The organism is Candidatus Manganitrophus morganii (assembly GCA_021651055.1).
Classification (GTDB): domain Bacteria; phylum Nitrospirota; class Nitrospiria; order SBBL01; family Manganitrophaceae; genus Manganitrophus; species Manganitrophus morganii.
Map to the genome: position 1 here is coordinate 3,910,001 of JAJHOH010000001.1, position 18,193 is coordinate 3,928,193.

Annotated in this window: 13 protein-coding genes and 2 rRNA genes (1 of these 15 only partly in view); 12 read left to right on the forward strand and 3 right to left on the reverse strand. The window is 56.1% G+C overall.

Annotated elements, in window-relative coordinates; translation table 11 throughout:
• The 6 genes from MCM46_18030 to MCM46_18055 all read left to right on the forward strand — a co-directional run.
• Positions 1–920, forward strand: a 23S ribosomal RNA gene (locus MCM46_18030); it begins 2,089 nt to the left of the window's first position.
• Positions 921–1,035: 115 nt separating this feature from the next.
• Positions 1,036–1,152 (forward strand): 5S ribosomal RNA (rrf, locus tag MCM46_18035).
• Positions 1,153–1,364: 212 nt separating this feature from the next.
• The gene (locus MCM46_18040) at positions 1,365–1,538 is read left to right on the forward strand and encodes a hypothetical protein (protein ID MCG3113708.1); all 174 of its coding nucleotides are present in this window, start codon (positions 1,365–1,367) and stop codon (positions 1,536–1,538) included.
• A 270-nt stretch (positions 1,539–1,808) separates the two neighbouring features.
• Positions 1,809–2,126, forward strand: a complete 318-nt coding sequence (locus tag MCM46_18045) for a hypothetical protein (GenBank protein ID MCG3113709.1) — start codon at positions 1,809–1,811, stop codon at positions 2,124–2,126.
• Between the two features lies 1 nt (position 2,127).
• Complete coding sequence (locus MCM46_18050; protein ID MCG3113710.1) at positions 2,128–2,991, forward strand: HDOD domain-containing protein; 864 nt, start codon at positions 2,128–2,130, stop codon at positions 2,989–2,991.
• Positions 2,975–3,898 (forward strand): diguanylate cyclase, encoded by a 924-nt coding sequence (locus MCM46_18055; protein MCG3113711.1) that lies wholly within the window; start codon positions 2,975–2,977, stop codon positions 3,896–3,898. The genes MCM46_18050 and MCM46_18055 overlap by 17 nt, the downstream gene beginning before the upstream one ends.
• Positions 3,899–3,911: 13 nt before the next feature.
• Here MCM46_18055 and MCM46_18060 read toward each other — a convergent pair whose 3' ends face one another.
• A complete protein-coding gene (locus tag MCM46_18060) occupies positions 3,912–4,415 on the reverse strand; it encodes a hypothetical protein (protein ID MCG3113712.1) in 504 nt (167 codons plus the stop codon).
• A 244-nt stretch (positions 4,416–4,659) separates the two neighbouring features.
• On the opposite strand from MCM46_18060, the gene MCM46_18065 reads away from it, so the two are divergent.
• Positions 4,660–5,961: a hypothetical protein gene (locus MCM46_18065; GenBank protein MCG3113713.1), complete on the forward strand. Its 1,302-nt coding sequence runs from the start codon at positions 4,660–4,662 to the stop codon at positions 5,959–5,961.
• Positions 5,962–5,984: 23 nt separating this feature from the next.
• Here MCM46_18065 and MCM46_18070 read toward each other — a convergent pair whose 3' ends face one another.
• On the reverse strand, positions 5,985–6,947 hold the full coding sequence (locus tag MCM46_18070; protein MCG3113714.1) for a VIT1/CCC1 transporter family protein: 963 nt from the start codon (positions 6,945–6,947) through the stop codon (positions 5,985–5,987).
• 523 nt (positions 6,948–7,470) lie between these two features.
• Here MCM46_18070 and MCM46_18075 point away from each other — a divergent pair.
• Together MCM46_18075 and MCM46_18080 are read left to right on the forward strand one after the other, a co-directional pair.
• On the forward strand, positions 7,471–10,542 hold the full coding sequence (locus MCM46_18075) for a hypothetical protein (GenBank protein MCG3113715.1): 3,072 nt from the start codon (positions 7,471–7,473) through the stop codon (positions 10,540–10,542).
• Positions 10,543–10,712: 170 nt separating this feature from the next.
• Entirely contained in the window at positions 10,713–12,581 is a 1,869-nt protein-coding gene (locus MCM46_18080) for a response regulator (GenBank protein MCG3113716.1), read from the forward strand.
• A gap of 134 nt (positions 12,582–12,715) precedes the next feature.
• Here MCM46_18080 and MCM46_18085 read toward each other — a convergent pair whose 3' ends face one another.
• Positions 12,716–12,940: a hypothetical protein gene (locus MCM46_18085; GenBank protein ID MCG3113717.1), complete on the reverse strand. Its 225-nt coding sequence runs from the start codon at positions 12,938–12,940 to the stop codon at positions 12,716–12,718.
• A 475-nt stretch (positions 12,941–13,415) separates the two neighbouring features.
• On the opposite strand from MCM46_18085, the gene MCM46_18090 reads away from it, so the two are divergent.
• The 3 genes from MCM46_18090 (at position 13,416) to MCM46_18100 (ending at position 18,164) form a co-directional block, all read left to right on the forward strand.
• Positions 13,416–14,384: a hypothetical protein gene (locus tag MCM46_18090; GenBank protein MCG3113718.1), complete on the forward strand. Its 969-nt coding sequence runs from the start codon at positions 13,416–13,418 to the stop codon at positions 14,382–14,384.
• A complete protein-coding gene (locus MCM46_18095; protein MCG3113719.1) occupies positions 14,381–16,120 on the forward strand; it encodes an RNA-directed DNA polymerase in 1,740 nt (579 codons plus the stop codon). Before MCM46_18090 ends, MCM46_18095 begins: the two co-directional genes overlap by 4 nt.
• Before the next feature lie 571 nt (positions 16,121–16,691).
• A complete protein-coding gene (locus MCM46_18100; protein ID MCG3113720.1) occupies positions 16,692–18,164 on the forward strand; it encodes a hypothetical protein in 1,473 nt (490 codons plus the stop codon).
• Positions 18,165–18,193: the final 29 nt, after the last annotated feature.

The following is an 18,193-nucleotide window of genomic DNA, read 5'->3' on the forward strand; positions in this document are numbered from 1 at the left end:
ACTGGAGCGCTGTCTCGGGGAGCAACTCAGCGAAATTGTTGTTCCGGTGAAGAAGCCGGGTGCCCGCAACTAGACGGAAAGACCCTGTGAACCTTTACTACAACTTGACACTGGATGTTGGGTGGGTATGTGTAGGATAGGTGGGAGGCTTTGAAGCGGAGGCGCTAGCTTTCGTGGAGCCAACCTTGAAATACCACCCTTATCCTTCCGACGTTCTAACCTGGATCCCTTATCGGGATCGGGGACAATGTCTGGTGGGTAGTTTGACTGGGGCGGTCGCCTCCTAAATGGTAACGGAGGCGCCCAAAGGTTCCCTCAGGCTGGTCGGAAATCAGCCATCGAGTGTAAAGGCAGAAGGGAGCTTGACTGCGAGACCAACAAGTCGAGCAGGTACGAAAGTAGGGCTTAGTGATCCGGTGGTTCTTCGTGGAAGGGCCATCGCTCAACGGATAAAAGGTACTCCGGGGATAACAGGCTTATCGCGTCCAAGAGTTCACATCGACGACGCGGTTTGGCACCTCGATGTCGACTCATCGCATCCTGGGGCCGAAGTAGGTCCCAAGGGTCGGGCTGTTCGCCCGTTAAAGCGGTACGAGAGTTGGGTTCAAAACGTCGTGAGACAGTTTGGTCCCTATCTGTTGTGGGCGGAGGAAATTTGAGGGGAGTTGACCCTAGTACGAGAGGACCGGGTTGAACGGACCTCTAGTGTGCCGGTTGTCCCGCCAGGGGCAGCGCCGGGTAGCTATGTCCGGAAAGGATAACCGCTGAAAGCATCTAAGCGGGAAACCTACCCCAAGATTAGATTTCCCTGCCGTAAGGCACTGAAGGTCCCCTGTAGACGACAGGGTAGATAGGCGAGGTGTGAAAGAGCTGTGAGGCTTTGAGCTAACTCGTACTAATAGACCGTGCGGCTTGACCACCATTATTTGCTTCTGATAGATTCGGTCCTTTGCGCGCTTGTTAGATGAATTTATGCACTACTGAAGGCCCATATTCAGTTTAAGCCGGCTGTCGGTTTTCGACAGCCGGTCGGTTTTCGGTGGCAATACCGGAGGGGTCACACCCGTTCCCATCCCGAACACGGAAGTTAAGCCCTCCAGGGCCGATGATACTGCACCCGCGAGGGTGTGGGAAAGTAGGACGCTGCCGGATTAAATTAAGCCCCGCTCATCGAAAGGTGAGCGGGGCTTTTTTTGTCTGGTGTTTGGGAAGAAATTGCGCGAATCATCGGAGTCCTATCGACGTATGGAGATCCGATTCAAATTCATTATTTAATTTTCTCTTTCTCTAATGCTTTTCCTTGCACTTGGTCGGCCTTCTTGTCTAAGATGGTTGTGGATCTTGATTAAACCCTGGAGCGAGCGATGGTTGCTGAAAAGCCGAGTGATGAAGAAATTGCGATGGAACTCACGCTGAAGTTCATCGAGAAATTACAGGATTCTCTTTTCACCGTTTTTGAAACTCAAAAAAATGATATTACTCCCGAGAAGATCGGGGAGGCGTATCAGAAAATCCTCCAGGCCGTAAAAGAAGCGTAAAGAATGTGGAATTGAGAAACCCCAGTGCCGATTGACAGGGTGGAATAGTCGGACGCTGCAGGATGAATTCAAAGGCCGCGCTCATCGAAAAGGTGAACGCGGCCTTTGAATTTTGATATGAAAATTTTCTCTCCTTTATTTAAAAATTACGATCGATCGTTCCTCCGGAAATTCACTTCCTTGATATACTTAGCCATGATTGCCGATCACCTTAGAAGACGTCCGGGTCCGCCAAAGTAAATCGAACATTACATTTGATGGGAGATCATCATGCAGAGTATTCCCCTGTCGTCTGCCAAACCGGGGATGGTTCTCGCCAGAAGCGTCACCAATCCGAATAGTCCCAACGGGGCGCCGGTTTGCGGGAAGGGGATTCCCTTGACCGATTTGCTGATCGAGCGGTTGGCGCAGATGGGCGTTCAATCGGTGACGGTGGAAGGTCATCCGGTCGCGGTGGAAGGAGAAAGCACGTTGGAGGAGATGCTGGTGAAATTGGACGAAAAGTTCAGGCGGCTTGAAGGAGATTCCCTGATGATGAGAATCAAAGAAATCTACAAGAGACGATTGATCCGATCGATGGAGGGATAGGATGAATGAAAGACGAGAAGAGATCCGGCGTCTCATCAAAGAGACGCGATCTTTGCCGACCCTTCCGGGAATCATCACAAAAATGAGCGCATTGGTGGAGAACGACAAAACGTCCATCCAGGAAATCGCACGGCTGGTCTCCTCCGATCAGATCCTCTCGGCGAAAGTGTTAAAACTGGTCAATTCTCCATTTTACGGTTTTCCCGGCCGGGTCTCGACCGTTTCAAACGCCTTGATCCTCCTTGGCGTAAACGTCGTCAAGGGATTGTCGTTGAGCGCGTCCATCTTCGAGATGATGGAAAAAAACGTCGTCGGGCTCTGGGAGCATTCTCTCGGGACGGCGGTGGCGGCGAGCGTGATCGCCAAACGGATCGGCGCGCCGGAGGCGGAAGAGATCTCCACCGCCGCGTTGCTGCATGATATCGGAAAGGTGATCGTCAAAATCAAGTTCGAGGAAGATTACAAGCGCTTTGAATCGCTCGTGCAGGACAAAGAAATCTCGATGTTTGAGGCGGAACGGGAGCTGCTCGGCGCCGACCATGCCGAGATCGGCGGCTGGCTGGCGAAGAGCTGGTATCTTCCCGAAAAATTAATCGAGCCGATCGCGTATCATCATGATGTGGAGAAAGCGACCCGACATCCCCTCAATACCGCGATCGTCCATCTCGCCGACGTTCTGGTGAAAGCCGGCGGATTCGGCTTCAGCGGGGACAATGTCGTCCCCCTGATTCAACCCGCCGCATGGAAAAAAACGGGTCTCACCGAAACGCAACTGGAAGGGATCATCGACGAGATCGAGGATAAACTGATCGACGTCAAAAACTTAAGCCTCGAGATACAGGCGACCCATGACGCCCCAGCTTAGAATCGCCCTCTTTTCTCCGGACAAGAACATCGCCGACCTCATGGAGCTTCGCTTGCGAAGCAAGGGACATCAGGTCGTGACCCTCACGCATCTCACCGATCTTCTCGGCTTCATCTATTCGGACCCGCCCGATCTTTTAATCGTCGATCTCACCGCGCCGGATCCGGAGATTCAAACGGTCATCCGAGACTTGAAAGGGGAGGGTCACTTCAGCGTCATTCCGATCATCGGATTAATCCAGGAGTCGATGGAGGAGCTCTTTGATTGGGCCGCGTATCCACTTGACGACTTTCTCTTGGTTCCGGTGCGATATCCCGAGCTCTTCAACCGCGTTGATCTCTCGCTTCAGCGGATTCAACGGGTCTTCGATCATAATCCCCTGACCAAGCTTCCCGGCAACACCTCCATTCAGAAAGCGATTGAAAAGACGTTAGGAAAGCCGATGGCGGTCTGTTATATCGATGTCAATCATTTCAAGCCGTACAACGACACGTTCGGATTCGCCCGGGGCGACGAGGTGCTTCGGATGTTGGCCCGGATCATGTCGAATGCGGTCAAGGAGTCGGGGGAAGGAGGATTCTCGGGGCACGTCGGCGGCGACGACTTTGTTTTCATCGTTCCGTTCGATCGGGCGGAGGCGGTTTGCGAAACGATCATCCGCAACTTCAACATCATCGTCTCGGATTTGTTCGTGGAGCAGGAGAAAGCCGACGGCTATTACGTCGCCAAAGACCGAAGAGGGGAGACGCAACACGTTCCTCTCTTGGGGATCGCCATCGCCGTGGTTCCCACCATGAATCCAAAATTACGGCATTATGGAATGATCTCCGCGGTGGCCGCGGAGCTGAAGAAATATGCAAAGCAATCGGCCGTCAGTCGGTATGTCATCGACCGGCGGAAAGAGTAGGGCCGTCCGGTTTTTATCTCCCATCCATTTCCGGCGCAGGCTCTCCGAGAAGCCGTTCGATCTCCTCTTCTCCTTCGACCGCTTCTCGAAATAACTCCACAGCCAACGCCTGTGTCACCGAATCTTTCTCTCTGATCTTTTCGGATAACGCCCGATAGGTCCGGATGCTCGTCCGCTCCGCATCGAGGACCGCCTTCAGGGCGCCATCGATATCGCGCACATTTTCCGGCAGTTTAAACGGCTTATCGGTCGCATCCTTCGAAAGATCGGTCAGTTTCGGCACCGGCGCTCCTCCCAATGCGATGATCCGCTCCGCCAGCCGTTCGGCGTGAATCAAGGCCCGATCCGACTTTCGTCGCAGAATCTGGCTCACCGCCGGAGAATCGGGGCCGCTGATCGTCTTGGAAACGAAAAAATAGTTATAGTGCGCATACCATTCATCGGCATACGCCCGGGTCAGCGCTTCAATCAATGCCTTTCGGTCGTCCCGGACAAGCTGTTGGCCCAATCTCCCCATCGGTTCCGCTCCTCCGTTTAAAAAATACGATCGAAATCGGCTCTCTTTTCATGATAGGACATTTGCGGCGACAGGGGAAAGGGGGTCGGCATCGATCGGATGCGCAAAAGCGAATTCATGCCGACGATCCGGCCCGAGGATCCGGGCGGACGATACGGGATTGATGCTTAGGCGCAAATCACGTTGTAAAGCGGGGGCCGATCTCAGTATACTTCTCCGTCCTTATGGGTAGGAGGGGAGAGGGATGAGGGATCCTGTTTTAATGAAGAGACTCCGGCGGTCGGTCTGGATTGCGGTTCTGGCGGTTGGGTTATTCAGCGCGGTTTTCCCCAATAGGGCCGACGCCATTCCGGCTTTCGCCCGGACGGTCAACGCGCCTTGCGTGATGTGCCATACCGGGTTTCCGAAGCTGAATGCCTTCGGCTTCGTCTTCAAGCAGGGGGGCTACCGGATGCCGCCGATCAGCAACAATCCCGGGAAGTTTCTTTGGGAGCAGCCGGTTCCCCTTTCGGGGCGGATCGATCTCTCCGCACTCACAGAGAGCGACCGTTGGGACCCGGAGGTGACCGAAATCGTCGGCGGCCCCGATCTGAGCGATGTAAAACGGAGCCGATTCGGACTCGACGACTGGCAACTGTTGGCCGGGGGGACCCTCGCCCCGCGGATCTCTTTTTTGGGAATTCTCCGGGGAACAATTCCGGGTCTGGAAGGAGAGACGACCGGTACGGACGATCCCGATGCCACCGACCTTAAGACCGAGGTCTTCGTCGTGCAGGTCAACGACCTTCTTCCCGACTCGCTGTTGAATCTTCGGATCGGGAAAGACCATATCGACAACTATTTTCTCTCCAGCGCCCGTCGGCTGACCCGCGCCGACTACCTCGTACAAATCCAGCCGGCGTTGGGGGCCTCCCTTCGCTCCTGGTCGGTCGGAACGGAGCTAAACGGTTTTCATCCGATCGGCCTCCGGTACGCCGCGGGGCTCCGGAACTTCAACCCCGAATACAATTCCAAAAATGATAACGAGCAGCGGATCGGCGCCGCTTACGCCTGGGTCAGCCAGACGATCCGCCACCAGGCGGTCAGTTTGATCGTGAACAGCGATCGGGTGGGGGACGCGAACCTTGGGACCGATGCGTCCGCCCTCGGGTACGGCGCGAGCCTGAACCTCTATGTCCTGAATGCGTTCAACATCGTTCCCGGCGTGTTCTGGTATCGGGAGGGGGGAGACGCCCACGGCGGGAGAGATCTCGAAGTCTTCAGCGGAACGTTGGAGCTGATCTATCCCTTTCGCGGAAACCTCTGGGGGACGCTCCGCTATGACTTCCATGATCGAAGCGATATCGACGCCGACGCGCGGCAGGTCGTCGCAAGCCTCGCCTGGTATCCCTTTTGGAATGTCCGGTGGGTCGCCGAGGTCAGCCGCCTGACGGCCTCCAACCTTCGGCCGGTCGGCAGCCCCGTGGAATCGTTCAGCGAGATCGGCGCGGCGCGATCCGACGTCACGCGGGACACGGTGGCGCTGCTGATGCAGGTCGATTTTTAGACGGAGAGAGTTGGGTTTGAGGGTTAGATCTCGATTCCCAACAGATTCCGAACCAGCATTCCGATCAGGTAGGTGGCCCCGGCGGCGACGGTGATGATCACCAGATTCGTCAGCGCCCGCCGTTTCACATCCATCCCGGAGAGGAAAGCCAGGGCCATCGAGACGAGAATGATGATGGTTCCCGCGGTGAGAATCGACCAGAGCGCCGTGTGGGCGCCGAAGATCACCGGAAGCAATGGGAACGACGCGCCGATAAAGTAGCTGACGCCGACGATCGCGGCCGACCGAATCGCCGGCTCCGTCCGGGGTTCCTCGCCGGTCCCTCCTTCCAAAAAACGCGCCTTCTCTTCCTGGGTCCGCCGCACCTCGTTTTCGGAGCTGACCGCGACATAGGCGCCGGCGGCCATCGAGAGCGATCCCGCGACGGCGGTCGTCAGTCCCGCCAGCAGGACCAAGGCGTTCTGACCGAAGCTCGCAAAAAAGCCGGCCACCGCGCCGAGGATCTCGACCATTCCGTCGTTCAATCCGAGAAAGATGTTCCGGATCCGGTCGGGGTTGATGATGCGGTCTTTCAGCCGGCCGACGATCACATCTTCATGCTCGAATTCGTCTTTCAAGATCCCCTGGACCGCCTTTCCCATCGGGTTGTCCTTGTTCTGTTTCCAGAGGGTCAGGTATTTGCGGATGCCGTAGACCTCGATCGCCTCCAGGATCAGGTCGATGGCAGGCGCCCCGAAGAGACGGCAGACGAGGACGATCATCTCCAGCTTGAGCCGCCGCGCGAAGTTGAGCTCCGAAATCTCGACTTTGAAGAGCTCCTGCCAGAAGCCGAGGTGTCCGCTCTCGACCTTGATCAGCTCGTCGAGCGTCGGATGCAATTCGGGCCCGGAGATCTCCCGGAACCTTTTGTAGAGCGACAAATCGAACAGCTCATCGAGAATCAGCTGCCGGGCGAATTCCGGGCTCACATATTCGGTGTTTTGCATGAAGGACTCCATTCCGGGATTGAAAGCCGCTGAGCTCCGCGTGGATCTTCTTTCTTTGATCATACCGTTCCTCTCCGCTCAAATCAATCGGGGTGAGATCTTCTGCGGGGGCGACGCATGCGTCGCGGGTGTGCGGCTCCGATTCTTCGATGTTGAAAAATTACCCTTGTAATGCTGGTACCGTTCCGGTATAGTTCGCGGATTGTTCAAAGGGGGGAGACTGTTTTAATCGAACGCTTCTCTCTCGAGAAAAAAGGCGATTTCAAGACGAATGAAGCCGGCCCATTCCTCAATATTTTCTTGCTATCGGCTTCGTAATTTAGTTATCCTAACATTCATTCCCGTTGAGTCAGAGCCGCATTGGGGCGGCTCAGGTAAGTTTTTTTACCTGGGTTTTCCCCTTCAAGTGCCTCTCTCAAACCGCCGGGTTGTGGGGGCAGCGCCGGTTCGGATCGACAGAAAAAACTGCCTTCGGTTTTAAGTAAGTATGAGTAGAAATCAGGGGGAGGGCATGGAAGGCTGCATGCAGGTGCAACCGATCGTTCTCTCCCGGTATAAGCGTTTTCTTTCGGTTGTCTTTGTCCTGTTTATCGGTTTGACTTTCTTCCTCTCCGCCTGCGGCAACGGAGGAGGGGGAGGCGGGGGCGCAGGGGCGCCCGGCGTCCCCGTGGACCCGCCCGATGGCACCGACCCGCCGGCGATTCAACTGGCCGGCGACCCCGCGACCCTGGTTTTACCCCAACTCCCCAACGTCTCCCCCGTGCGCGCCCCGCTGGAGGAGGTCGACGCCGGCCTGCTTCTTTCCCGCGTCAGCGTCGTGCTTAACCGCAATGCCACGGTGGCCGACTTCAACGCCGCGGCGCAAAAACTCGGCGCCACCGCCATCGCATATTCCCGGACGAATTCTCCCTTCCTTACCCTCATCGTTCCGCGGCAGTCGAGCGGCGCGGCGGTGAAGCGCCTGGCGGTCCTTTTGCGCAATCAGCCCGGCATCCTTCTTTCGGTCCCCGGCCGTCAGCCGGAGGGGAAAGCATTGCCCTCCGAAAATGGAACGACGGTCGCCGCCGATTCCCTCGATCATCTCTGGCCGGCCGGCTTTCCCGCGGCCTGGAATCTCCGCGCGCGCGCCGAGGCCGATTGCGGCCTGCGCAAGGTCACGGTATTGGTTCCCGACCTTTACGTCGGAGAGCCTTTCAGCGGATTTCGGGATCAGGTCCCGGGGGCTTCCGAGAATTTCAACGCGACCCCGCTTCAGCCGCGCGATCCCGACGCCGTCCACCTCCACGGCTATGAAGTCGCCGCCGTTCTGGCCGGCAAGTTCGACGGCGCGGTTCCCACCGGCGCCAATCCTTTTCCGGACTGTTTAAAGATCGTCCCGATCGACCTCTCGGGGTTCGATTTCTTCCAGGCGGCGGAGGTGATCCGTACTGCGATCGAAGGAGAAGAGGGGAAGGTCATCGTCAACGGATCGGTCGGCTATCCGATCGCCTTGTGCGGATCCAACGGAAACAATCCCTGTCCCGACGTTGCGATTCGCAATGCCGTCCCGGTCGACTTGCAGGAGCAGATGGCATTCCGGGTCGCCGCCGGCGTTGTCTGGGCCGAATTCGCCGTCCAGCCGACCGTTGCCGACGATATCTTCCTCGCCGTGGCGGCAGGGAATGAACGCAACGACGAGACCGCCGGCGCCCTCGGCCAGACCTACGCCGGTTTTCGGGACGCGCGCCTGGCGTCGCCGTTTGCGATTGCGACGCAGCTGCCGAGCCTTCCATCGATCCTTGCCGATGACAACTTGTGGACCAACCCTGATTCCGGCATTCCTGAGTTATCGCTTGATGAGACACGGATCGATCAAGTCCTCCAAGCGTTCGAAATCGGTGTCATCCCTCCGGTGCCTGACCGCAATCTCACTCTCGTCGGCAGCACCACGCAGGGGCTCACCGCCAATGATGTCGAACGCTCTCCCTATTCTAACGACGACGCCGACCTCTATGCAGTCGGCGAGGGGGTGACCGGCCTTGTTTCAACCGAATTGAAAGGGACCAGTTTTTCCGCCGCCCAGGTCGCCGGTCTCGCCTCGTACCTCTGGCTGCTCGACGATGACTTACGGAGCCGGCCGGTGGAAGAGACCCTCCGGTTGATTCGGGGGACCTCCCGCAAGAACGTGGAGATGGACGATGACAGGACGGATGAGGGCTTCATCGACGCTTATGCCGCGGTGCTGGCGCTCGATGCGCTGCATCAGACCGATCAGATCCGAAAAACGCTCCTCGACGTCAACAACGACGGCCTCTTCAATCACCTCGACTTGCAGGAATTTGCGGAGAGCTACCAGGTCGGCATTCCTAACCCTCCTTCCATCCCCGCGGCGCGTGATTACAGCCGGTTCGATCTCAACGGCGACGGCTTCACCGGGGGCGTCCTCACCGAGCGGTTTGATCTCGACGCCGACGGCCTCGAACCCGACGGCGCCCCCCGCTTCACCCCCGTCACCGCGACGATCGGGGGGGTGGCGGTTCCGTTGAATGAAGCGGCGCTGACCGACGCGCAGATTCTCTGCTACTACGCGTACGGGGTCGATTCGACCGGGGCGCCGTTTTATGACGCAAGCGGCGACACGGACGACGTGCGAGGGACCCTTCTCTCCCGCTGCCTCGGCATGCAGATGGACGTGGACTTTCCGAATCAGTTCGAGTTCGAGACCAGCGCCCCGCTGAGAGTGACTCTCCAGCAGCCGGACGGAGCGGGAGGCTTCGCGCCCGCTCCGAACATCTTTGTCCAACTGTCGCCCGATTGCGCCACCGCCAGCCCCGCTTCCGGCCGGACGAACGGGAGCGGAGAGTTCAACACGACCGTCAGCTTCGGAAGCGGCTGCGCCGATTTGTCGGTGGTGGTGACGGCCCATGCGGACGAGGGGAGTCCCCCGCTGGCGCAGCAGACCGTGGAGGCCTTCGCCCGGGGGCCGGGGGTTCGGCTCAACCGGATCGCCACGACCAAGGGGGAAGTGACCCATTCCGGCGGTACCTTGGTTCAAGATCAAAATACGTCGATCTATCCGCCGGAGCAAGGGCGGGACTACACGCCGCCCGCGGTCGCGCTGAACGACTCCGGGACCCACTCTCCCGACCCGCTCACCAGCAGCTACACCTATGCGGCCGACTATGTTGAATCGGTTTCGGCTTCCGAGGTCAGGACCGACACCGTGACCGGGGGGGCCTTGCGCCTGACCGCTTCGTGCAGCGCCGAGGGGAACGCCCAGATCACCGTCGTCACAACCGGTCTCGTCGCGCCTTATCTTCAATTTCCGGAGGGGCGCTTCCGGTTAATCATCGATGGAACCCTCTCCGGCACGGTCAGCAATGCGAATTTTGAGGCCAGATTCAATCTGCGGAAGTCGACCAGCCCGGTCCAGTCGGTGACCTTGAGGACCGGCGATCAAGTTCCGTCGCGGCCTTTTACGATTAATGTCGAGTTCGTCGGCCCCGCGAGTTACGAATTAGGAATGTTTGCACAAGGCATCTGTGTCAACGGCAGCCCCGCGCGGTCAGCCGGCGCCGAAGTGTCGGTGACCTTTTCCATCGAGCCCCTCCCCTGATTTTCATCGCGCGTGAAAGCCTCTTCCGACCCGCGCAATTCTGTTCCCGGCGGCGTTGACGAACACGAGAGAATCGGCTACAGTTCGAGCACGTCATCGTTACGTTTAACGAAGAGACCGGATGAAGCGAACATTGATTTTATCCAGTGCATGACCCTTTAGGTTCGACCATGCCTCAAGAAGAAAAACCGTTCAATCTTCTCCGCTGGTTTTCCGTTTTAAGCCTTCTGTCGATCTCCGCGATCACCGTTTTCTCCGCCGTTCTCCTCTCCCGCCTCTTGTCCGAAAAGATGATTCAGCGCGACGCCGTCTTAACGATGGAGTTCGTCCAGACCCTTCTCGAAGACCAGGAGACGGCCGCCTATTTCGGGTCGGGGGGAACGGACCGGTCCAGGGAGGTCCTTGAACGCTTTTTTGAAAAAATGACCGTCCTGCCGGAGGTCGTCCGGACCAATGTCTATGCCAAAGATGGGACGATCATCTGGTCGAACGACCGCCGTTTTATCGGACACCGGTTCGATCCGAATCCGCAACTGGAAGAAGCCCTCTCCGGGAGGCTTGCCGTCCACAGCGGGGAATCGGGCAAGCCGGTGAAACCGGAGCATGTCTTCGATGAAGCGGTCCCTTATTTCGCCGAATTTTATATTCCCGTTTGGGACGGCGGAAAGGAGGCGGTGGCGGGGGTGGTGGAAGTCTACAAAAATCCGATCTCCCTTTTCCGGGAGATCGAGCAAGGGAGACGCCGGGTCTGGTGGAGCGCCCTCCTCGGCGGCCTTTTTCTTTATGCCACCCTCTTCTGGATTGTCCGGCGGGCCGCCGCCGTCATCCGACGGCAGCGGGAGCGCCAGGCCGCGACGGCAAATGAATTGACCCGGCTGCAGGGGCAGCTCGTCCAGGCGGAGAAGCTCTCGGCCATCGGAGAGCTGGTCTCCGGCGTCGCGCACGAGCTGAATAACCCGCTCACCAGCATCATCGGTTTTTCCGAGCTCCTTCTCACCGTTCCCGAGCCCGGTTCGATCCAAAAACGGCTGAAGATCATCCAGAGCGAGGCGCTGCGTTGCTCGAAGATCATCGAGAACCTCCTTGCCTTTGCCAGAAGAGAAGCCTTTTCACCGAGGGAGACCGACCTGTATGCCTTGCTGAAAAGAACCCTTGAAATCAAGGCCCGTCCCTTTTTATTGGACGACATCGAAGTGAAAGTCGACTTCGAAGATTCCCTCCCTGCGGTCTCCGCCGACGAGAGCCAGATTCAGCAGGTCTTCATGAACATCTTGAACAACGCTCAGCAGGCGATGATGGAGAAGACCGACCGGCGGACGCTGGTGATCGAGGGGAGGAGAAAAGAGGGGTTCATTCAGATTGTTTTTAAAGACAGCGGCCCGGGGATCCCCGAGGCGCTTTTGCCGAAGATCTTCGATCCTTTTTTCACCACCAAGCCGGTCGGGGTCGGCACTGGCCTCGGATTGAGCGTCTCGTATGGGATTATCAAAGCCCACGGCGGGCGGCTCTTTGCGGAGAGCCGGCGGGGGGGCGGCGCTCGGATTTACGTCGAGCTGCCGATCGAGCCGATCGGGGTTCCCGTTCGGGAAGGGGCGGAAGAGGTCGCGGGAGCCCCCTCCCGGGGCGACCGGGCGGTCTTGTCGGGAAAGCGGATTCTTGTCGTGGATGATGAAGCGCACATCGTGGAGATGATCCGGAACGCATTGTTGCAGCGGGGGGCCGATGTGACGACCGCCCCGGACGGTCCCGAGGCGCTGGCGTGGATCGAGCGCCGTCCCTTCGATCTGATTCTCACCGACATCAAGATGCCTCGGATGGATGGGGTCGATCTCTTCACGTCGATCATTCATCTGTCGCCCGATTTCTCGGAGAAGGTGATTTTTCTGACGGGGGACACGATGAACCCGCGGACCCGCGAATTTCTCCATCAGGGGGGGCATCCCTTCCTGGCCAAGCCGTTTGAAATCGAGCAGCTGCTCAATGCCATTTTAAAAAAGCTCGATCCCGCTCCGAACGCCGAACCGCGGAAAGGCCTGTAGGTTTTTTCAACATTCCGGGAAAGAAGAAATGCGTGCAAAACGCGCATCGAGATCGAATCGACGAAAAAGTAATCCGCGCTTCGTGGAAGCAAAGAGCCCCGCCCTTTATTTGGGCGGGGCTCTTTTTGTCTGCATCACTGCCTTGGCGCGCCCCGTTGTCCTTTGGCGGGGAGCTCGGGGATCTGGCGGACGCGGGTGGGGGAGCGGTTCTCGAAGCGCTCCGTCAGGTCGGAGGTCATCGGCTTGGCGCGCTTGCGGTAGACGTTGTCGGCCCGCTTCAGCTTCCGCGGGTTCTGAGCGGGGTTGCCTTTGGGGTGGGTCGTTCGTTTTTGCTTGGCGACTTTTTTATTGCTCGGCATGGTTCAATCTTCCTCCTTTGTAAAAGTTGAAAGACGTGATCATCCTTCCTTAAATTCAGTCTACTCTTAGTTAAAGAATTACTTCAAGATGGCCGCCGTTGGTCTTTTTTGGATAGATTGTGTTTCAGAATCTTCATTCGTCTTGTGGTATGTTCCCATTCTTTCAAGCCTTTTCATTTTGGTCTGCAAAGTTTTCTGCAATAAAAACTTTCTTGTGATCTTGGCACCGATTCAGTATACTCCCTGAAAGAATCTAACTTGGGGAATCTTAATTTTCTTTTTGTACTTTCCGATCTGGGAGACCGAGTCAAAAAAAGTCCGGAGCCGAGAAGGAGGATGCAACAAAATCACCCTCTTTTATAGAGACTGGGTGATTCGGCAATTAGGAGCACTTAATTTGTTTCAATCCAAAGTGTAAAAGAGTTTAAATCCTAGAGGCTGTCGAGAGCCATATTCTTCGGAGCCCTGCTGCCTGATGTCTGTGCGCTTGCTTGATCCTAATCTACTTCCACCTACGCTGTGGGACAGTTCATCTGGAACTTTAATTCTCCCACCTGCACTTGCACGAGCGTATCAAACTGTAATTGACCGCCATGGCCTTAGAGAATTGGCCGAATCTCGTGATCAGAAAGATCCTCCCTATGGAGGTCCGGAAAAAGAAAGGACTGACAAGCATTTAGCCCAAGCATTTGTTAGCTCCGTAGCTCGAACACAGCTTGCTTTGTTAGATCCCAATAACGACTTACCTCTCGTGTCCAATAGCTTTATTTCTTGCCTTGCTGGAAACAGCGTGAATTTAACGGATGCCCCGTGCGGTGCCGGAGCTGCTGTTTTTTCCTTCCTTGCCAATATTGCGGAATTACGTTCTCAAAATGTGCTGCCTAGAGAACCTTTAGATGTCGTTTTAGTAGGTGCTGAGTTGTCAGGTTCGGCGAGGGCTTATGCCGAAGAAATTTTATTACAGCTTCGCCCGTCGCTGGAGGCGCAGGCTATTTTTGTTAACTCAGAGTTCAGGGAGTGGGATGTCACGAACTCGCTTAGTAATACCGACCTGATACAAAGGGTAACAATAACTTCCTCGAAGTGTTCTAAGCGTCTTCTCATTGTAGCTAACTTCAATGGTTACCTAGAAAAAGAAAGAAAACGAAAGGACTCGGTGCATCAGATAGAAGAACTCTTCCGTCATGCATCAGGCAAGAACAGTATGGCGATTTGGATTGAACCGAATATGAATCGTGCAACTAGCATCGGGGGGACCTTCTCTTGGCTCCGTGCTCTCCTAGGGGAAAAGTGGAGACAATTCGCGAGGGAGAGTTTTGGCGGGGATGATCCAAAACCAATTAGCACTTCGTCGGCTCACTTCCGGCTTCCTCTTAACCCGAATACCTCCGCTCGGCGGGTACATCTTGCAGTTATGTCCGTTGACTTAGGTCGAGCTAAATGAAACGTTTAAGGCCAGGCATCCTTTCTGTCCGGGCGATAAATCAATATCGCCGGCGTGATGTACTGTCCTATCTGGGCCTTCGATACTACCTCCAAAACTTGGCTTCTCGAACCGACCAATGGGCAGAACAGGTTGCTGTGGACCTTGTCCTGACACGCACAGTTGCCTCTTACTTTCATGCTTATCACTTTAAGGAAACCACAGATACGGGAATAATCGAGCACCGAGCAATTTTCCTCCCTGGTGCCAACGAGGCCCTTGCTGAAGCTGCCTTGCTTAAGGAGTGTGCAAACCGCGGGCATGCTTTCGGCAACCCTTCATGCGTTTTCAGCTACGAGTTGAACCATGGAAGTAGCCGCTCTGGAGTTTTTCGTAACTACATGGATGGCATTCGAGCTAGGCAACAGGCGGTGGCTAAAGCGTGTGATGCTACGCCGAATGGTATTGTCCTTTATACAGATATCAAGCGTTTTTACCCATCCATTCGATCAGACCTTGCAGTGCGGGTTTGGCGGCGACAGTCTGATATTGGGAGTCTCCCAGAGCGCTATCGGGATCTTGGTGAAAAGCTTATAAAGGAATATAGCATGGTAGGGAATGCTGGGGAACACAGCATTCTGACCGGGCCTATGTTTAGCCATCTTCTAGGTAATCTGGTGTTGAGGGAAATTGATGACTCTGCAGCAAAACTTCCAGTGAAATACTTCCGTTATGTTGACGACATTATCCTCGTGGGTAGTTCGGACGCCGTAGTACAGTCGTTAGGTATTTTACAGAGCCGTTTCGGTGATCTAGGACTCATTCTTCATAATGAATCCTCTCCCAAAAATATTAAAGTGCCAGCTAGAGAATGGCTCCGTGGCCGTAATGACTTTCAAGACCCTCCCCAACGAACTCATTGGCTCAACCTGATCAGAGACTTAAAAAGGTTTCTTCTTCTAAATCCCCGGGAACGTGAAAACCTACAGGAAGCGTTTCGTAATGAAGGAATTCGAATTCCTATCCGAGACTATAGCAATGCGGTTCTTGAGCGCAGTTTCCTGGAGGGAATAGGTCATTTAATTAAAAAGCCTTGGTTTAGGGGGAGAGCCCAAGCCGTATCTATACAGTCCTTGCTCTCTCAGGCAAAGGAGCTTCGGAAAAAATATGAGGGCGAATTTCGTACTCTTACTGCCAATGCAGGAATGCTTTCCAGGTTTGAGCGTAAACGCCGAATTCCCAAATTGCGCTATCGTGCTGGCCGCCTAATTTACCTCGCTCCAGACAGCTCGCTTGAATCCCTTTATCGTTTAGCACGCGAATTTCCAGAGCTTCACTTTCATGCACAAGTTATGGATGCAGTCGCCAGAGGAAACGTCGACCGATTGTTGCCGATGGGATCAAACGCCGCGCAGGCCGCTGCGCAGCCTCTGAGAGCTGCCGGGAAACGGTGCACTACAACGCTCTTAGAATTTTCGAGTGCAGCAGACCAGTCTCTATCTGTTTTCCTACTTAACGGAGTATCAGTGGATAGGCCAAAATCAGCAACAGAGGGGTCAGACTTAATGCGCTTTGCGTCCTCTGGTTCTGATATTGGCCTCATGAAAGACTCCGAGCCTTTTATACGAGAGCTCGCCTGTCTCCACGGAATAACCGAATCGCCGCGGCACCCGGAAATTCTAGAAGACGTTTTCGATAAGGATGAAGATTTGGCTATGGATGCCATTGACCAGCTGCAACAATCAATATCTCTTTAAAACAGTTCCTGTATCTGAAGGGGTCTGATGTGTCAAGTCTGCTCTTGGCTCATCTAGAGTGAGAGAGAAAAACCTTAGAAAGTTTTCTCATTTTGTTTAAGAAGTAATCTCAACCTCTGTTCCCACCGGCACCACCCCTCCAGAGTTCTTCAGTCTCCAGATTCGTCACCGTAACACAACTCGCGTCCAATCAAAGAGTAGATGCCGGGCCCTATTCAAACAAAGTCCTCCCACCTCATACTCATGACTCATCATGTTCACTCCTATGAACCTATTGAACCTTCTGAAATGAAACAGGTGGCCGATGGGAATATTGTGGGAAGGGCGATCGACTCATCTCCATCCCCGCAGGTCGCCACGCCGTTGAATGCAGCCGTTTTCCCTGGTTCTCTGTAATAGCTATCATGCAGATTCTCCACGAAATGATTTTCGCGGAGATATTCTTCCTCGTGATTTTCTCCTGAAACATATATGTTTGGTATACTAACCCCGATAGATCAAAACTGAAAAACCTTCCTTAAACCGCCTGGCTGAAGCCGATAAAAAACAGTTCCACCGAATGGAGCCGAAGATGAAAACGATGAAGACAATTGGATTGATGTTTATTGGGATTGTTTTAAGTCTTACGCTCATTTCTTGCGGGGAGGACGGCTCCGACGGGGCGCTGGGTCCGGCAGGACCCGAGGGTCAGATCGGTCAGACAGGCCCGGCGGGATCCGACGGTCAGGATGGTCTTGATGGAGCGGCGGGGACCAACGGTCAGAATGGTCTTGATGGAGCGGATGGGTCCGACGGTCAAGATGGTCTTGATGGGACGGATGGGGCCGATGGTCAGGATGGTCTTGATGGGGCGCCGGGGCCCGGCGTCACCTGGGCCACCGTTTCCAGCGCCACGCAGGCTGCTCCGAACGGAGGCTATCTGACCAACAGCGCTTCAGAAGTCGTCATCACCCTCCCGCCCTCCGCCTCTCTTGCCGAGGGGGACATCGTTCAGGTCTCCGGGATCGGCGCGGGAGGGTGGCGGATCGCCCAAAATGCCGGGCAATCGGTCATCACAAAAAAGATGTTTGACCCGTCGGGTCCCCCTTGGGCGGCACGTGACTTGGGTCGAAACTGGATTGCGATGGCCTCCTCGGCCGACGGGACCCGGCTGGTCGCCGTCGTGAACGGGGGGCAGATTTACACCTCGACCGATTCGGGCGCGAACTGGACGGCCCGCGAATCGAATCGAAACTGGCGAGGGGTCGCCTCCTCGGCCGATGGGACCCAATTGGTCGCCGTCGTAGACGGGGGGCAGATTTACACTTCCACCGACGCGGGGGCCAATTGGACGGCGCGCGAGTCGAACCGAAATTGGATCTCCGTCGCCTCCTCGGCCGACGGGGCCCGGCTTGTTGCCGCGCCATTCGGCAGTCAGATTTACACTTCGACCGACGCGGGGGTGAACTGGACGGCGCGTGATTCGAGTCGGAATTGGATCGCCGCCGCCTCTTCGGCCGACGGCACCCAGCTGGTTGCCGTGGTAAACGGCGGGCAGATCTACACCTCCATCGATTCTGGAGTGAGCTGGACGGCGCGGGAGTCGAACCGGAATTGGTGGTCGGTCGCTTCTTCGGCCGATGGAACCCAACTGGCGGCCGCAGTGGCAAACGGACAAATTTATATCTCGGCCGACGCGGGGGTGAACTGGACGGCGCGGGATACGAATCGGGCTTGGCAGGCGGTCGCCTCGTCGGCCGATGGGATTCGACTGATCGCTGTCGTGGCGAACGGGCAGATTTATGTTTCCACCGACGCGGGGGCGACCTGGACGGCGCGGGAGTCGAATCGATTCTGGCTCTCGGCGGCGATGTCGGCCAACGGTGCCAAGCTGGTCGCCGCACACTTTGGCGGGCAGATTTATACCTCTATTCTCGGGGACGAGACCACCGCAGGGACGGCGGGATTTATCAGCGGAGAGCAGTTCGAGGCGATCGCGCTGCAGTACATCGGCGGCGATCAGTTCATCGTGCTCAGCCATATCGGTGTCTTAACGGCGAATTAAGCACGGCTGAAAGTCCGATCAATGAGACC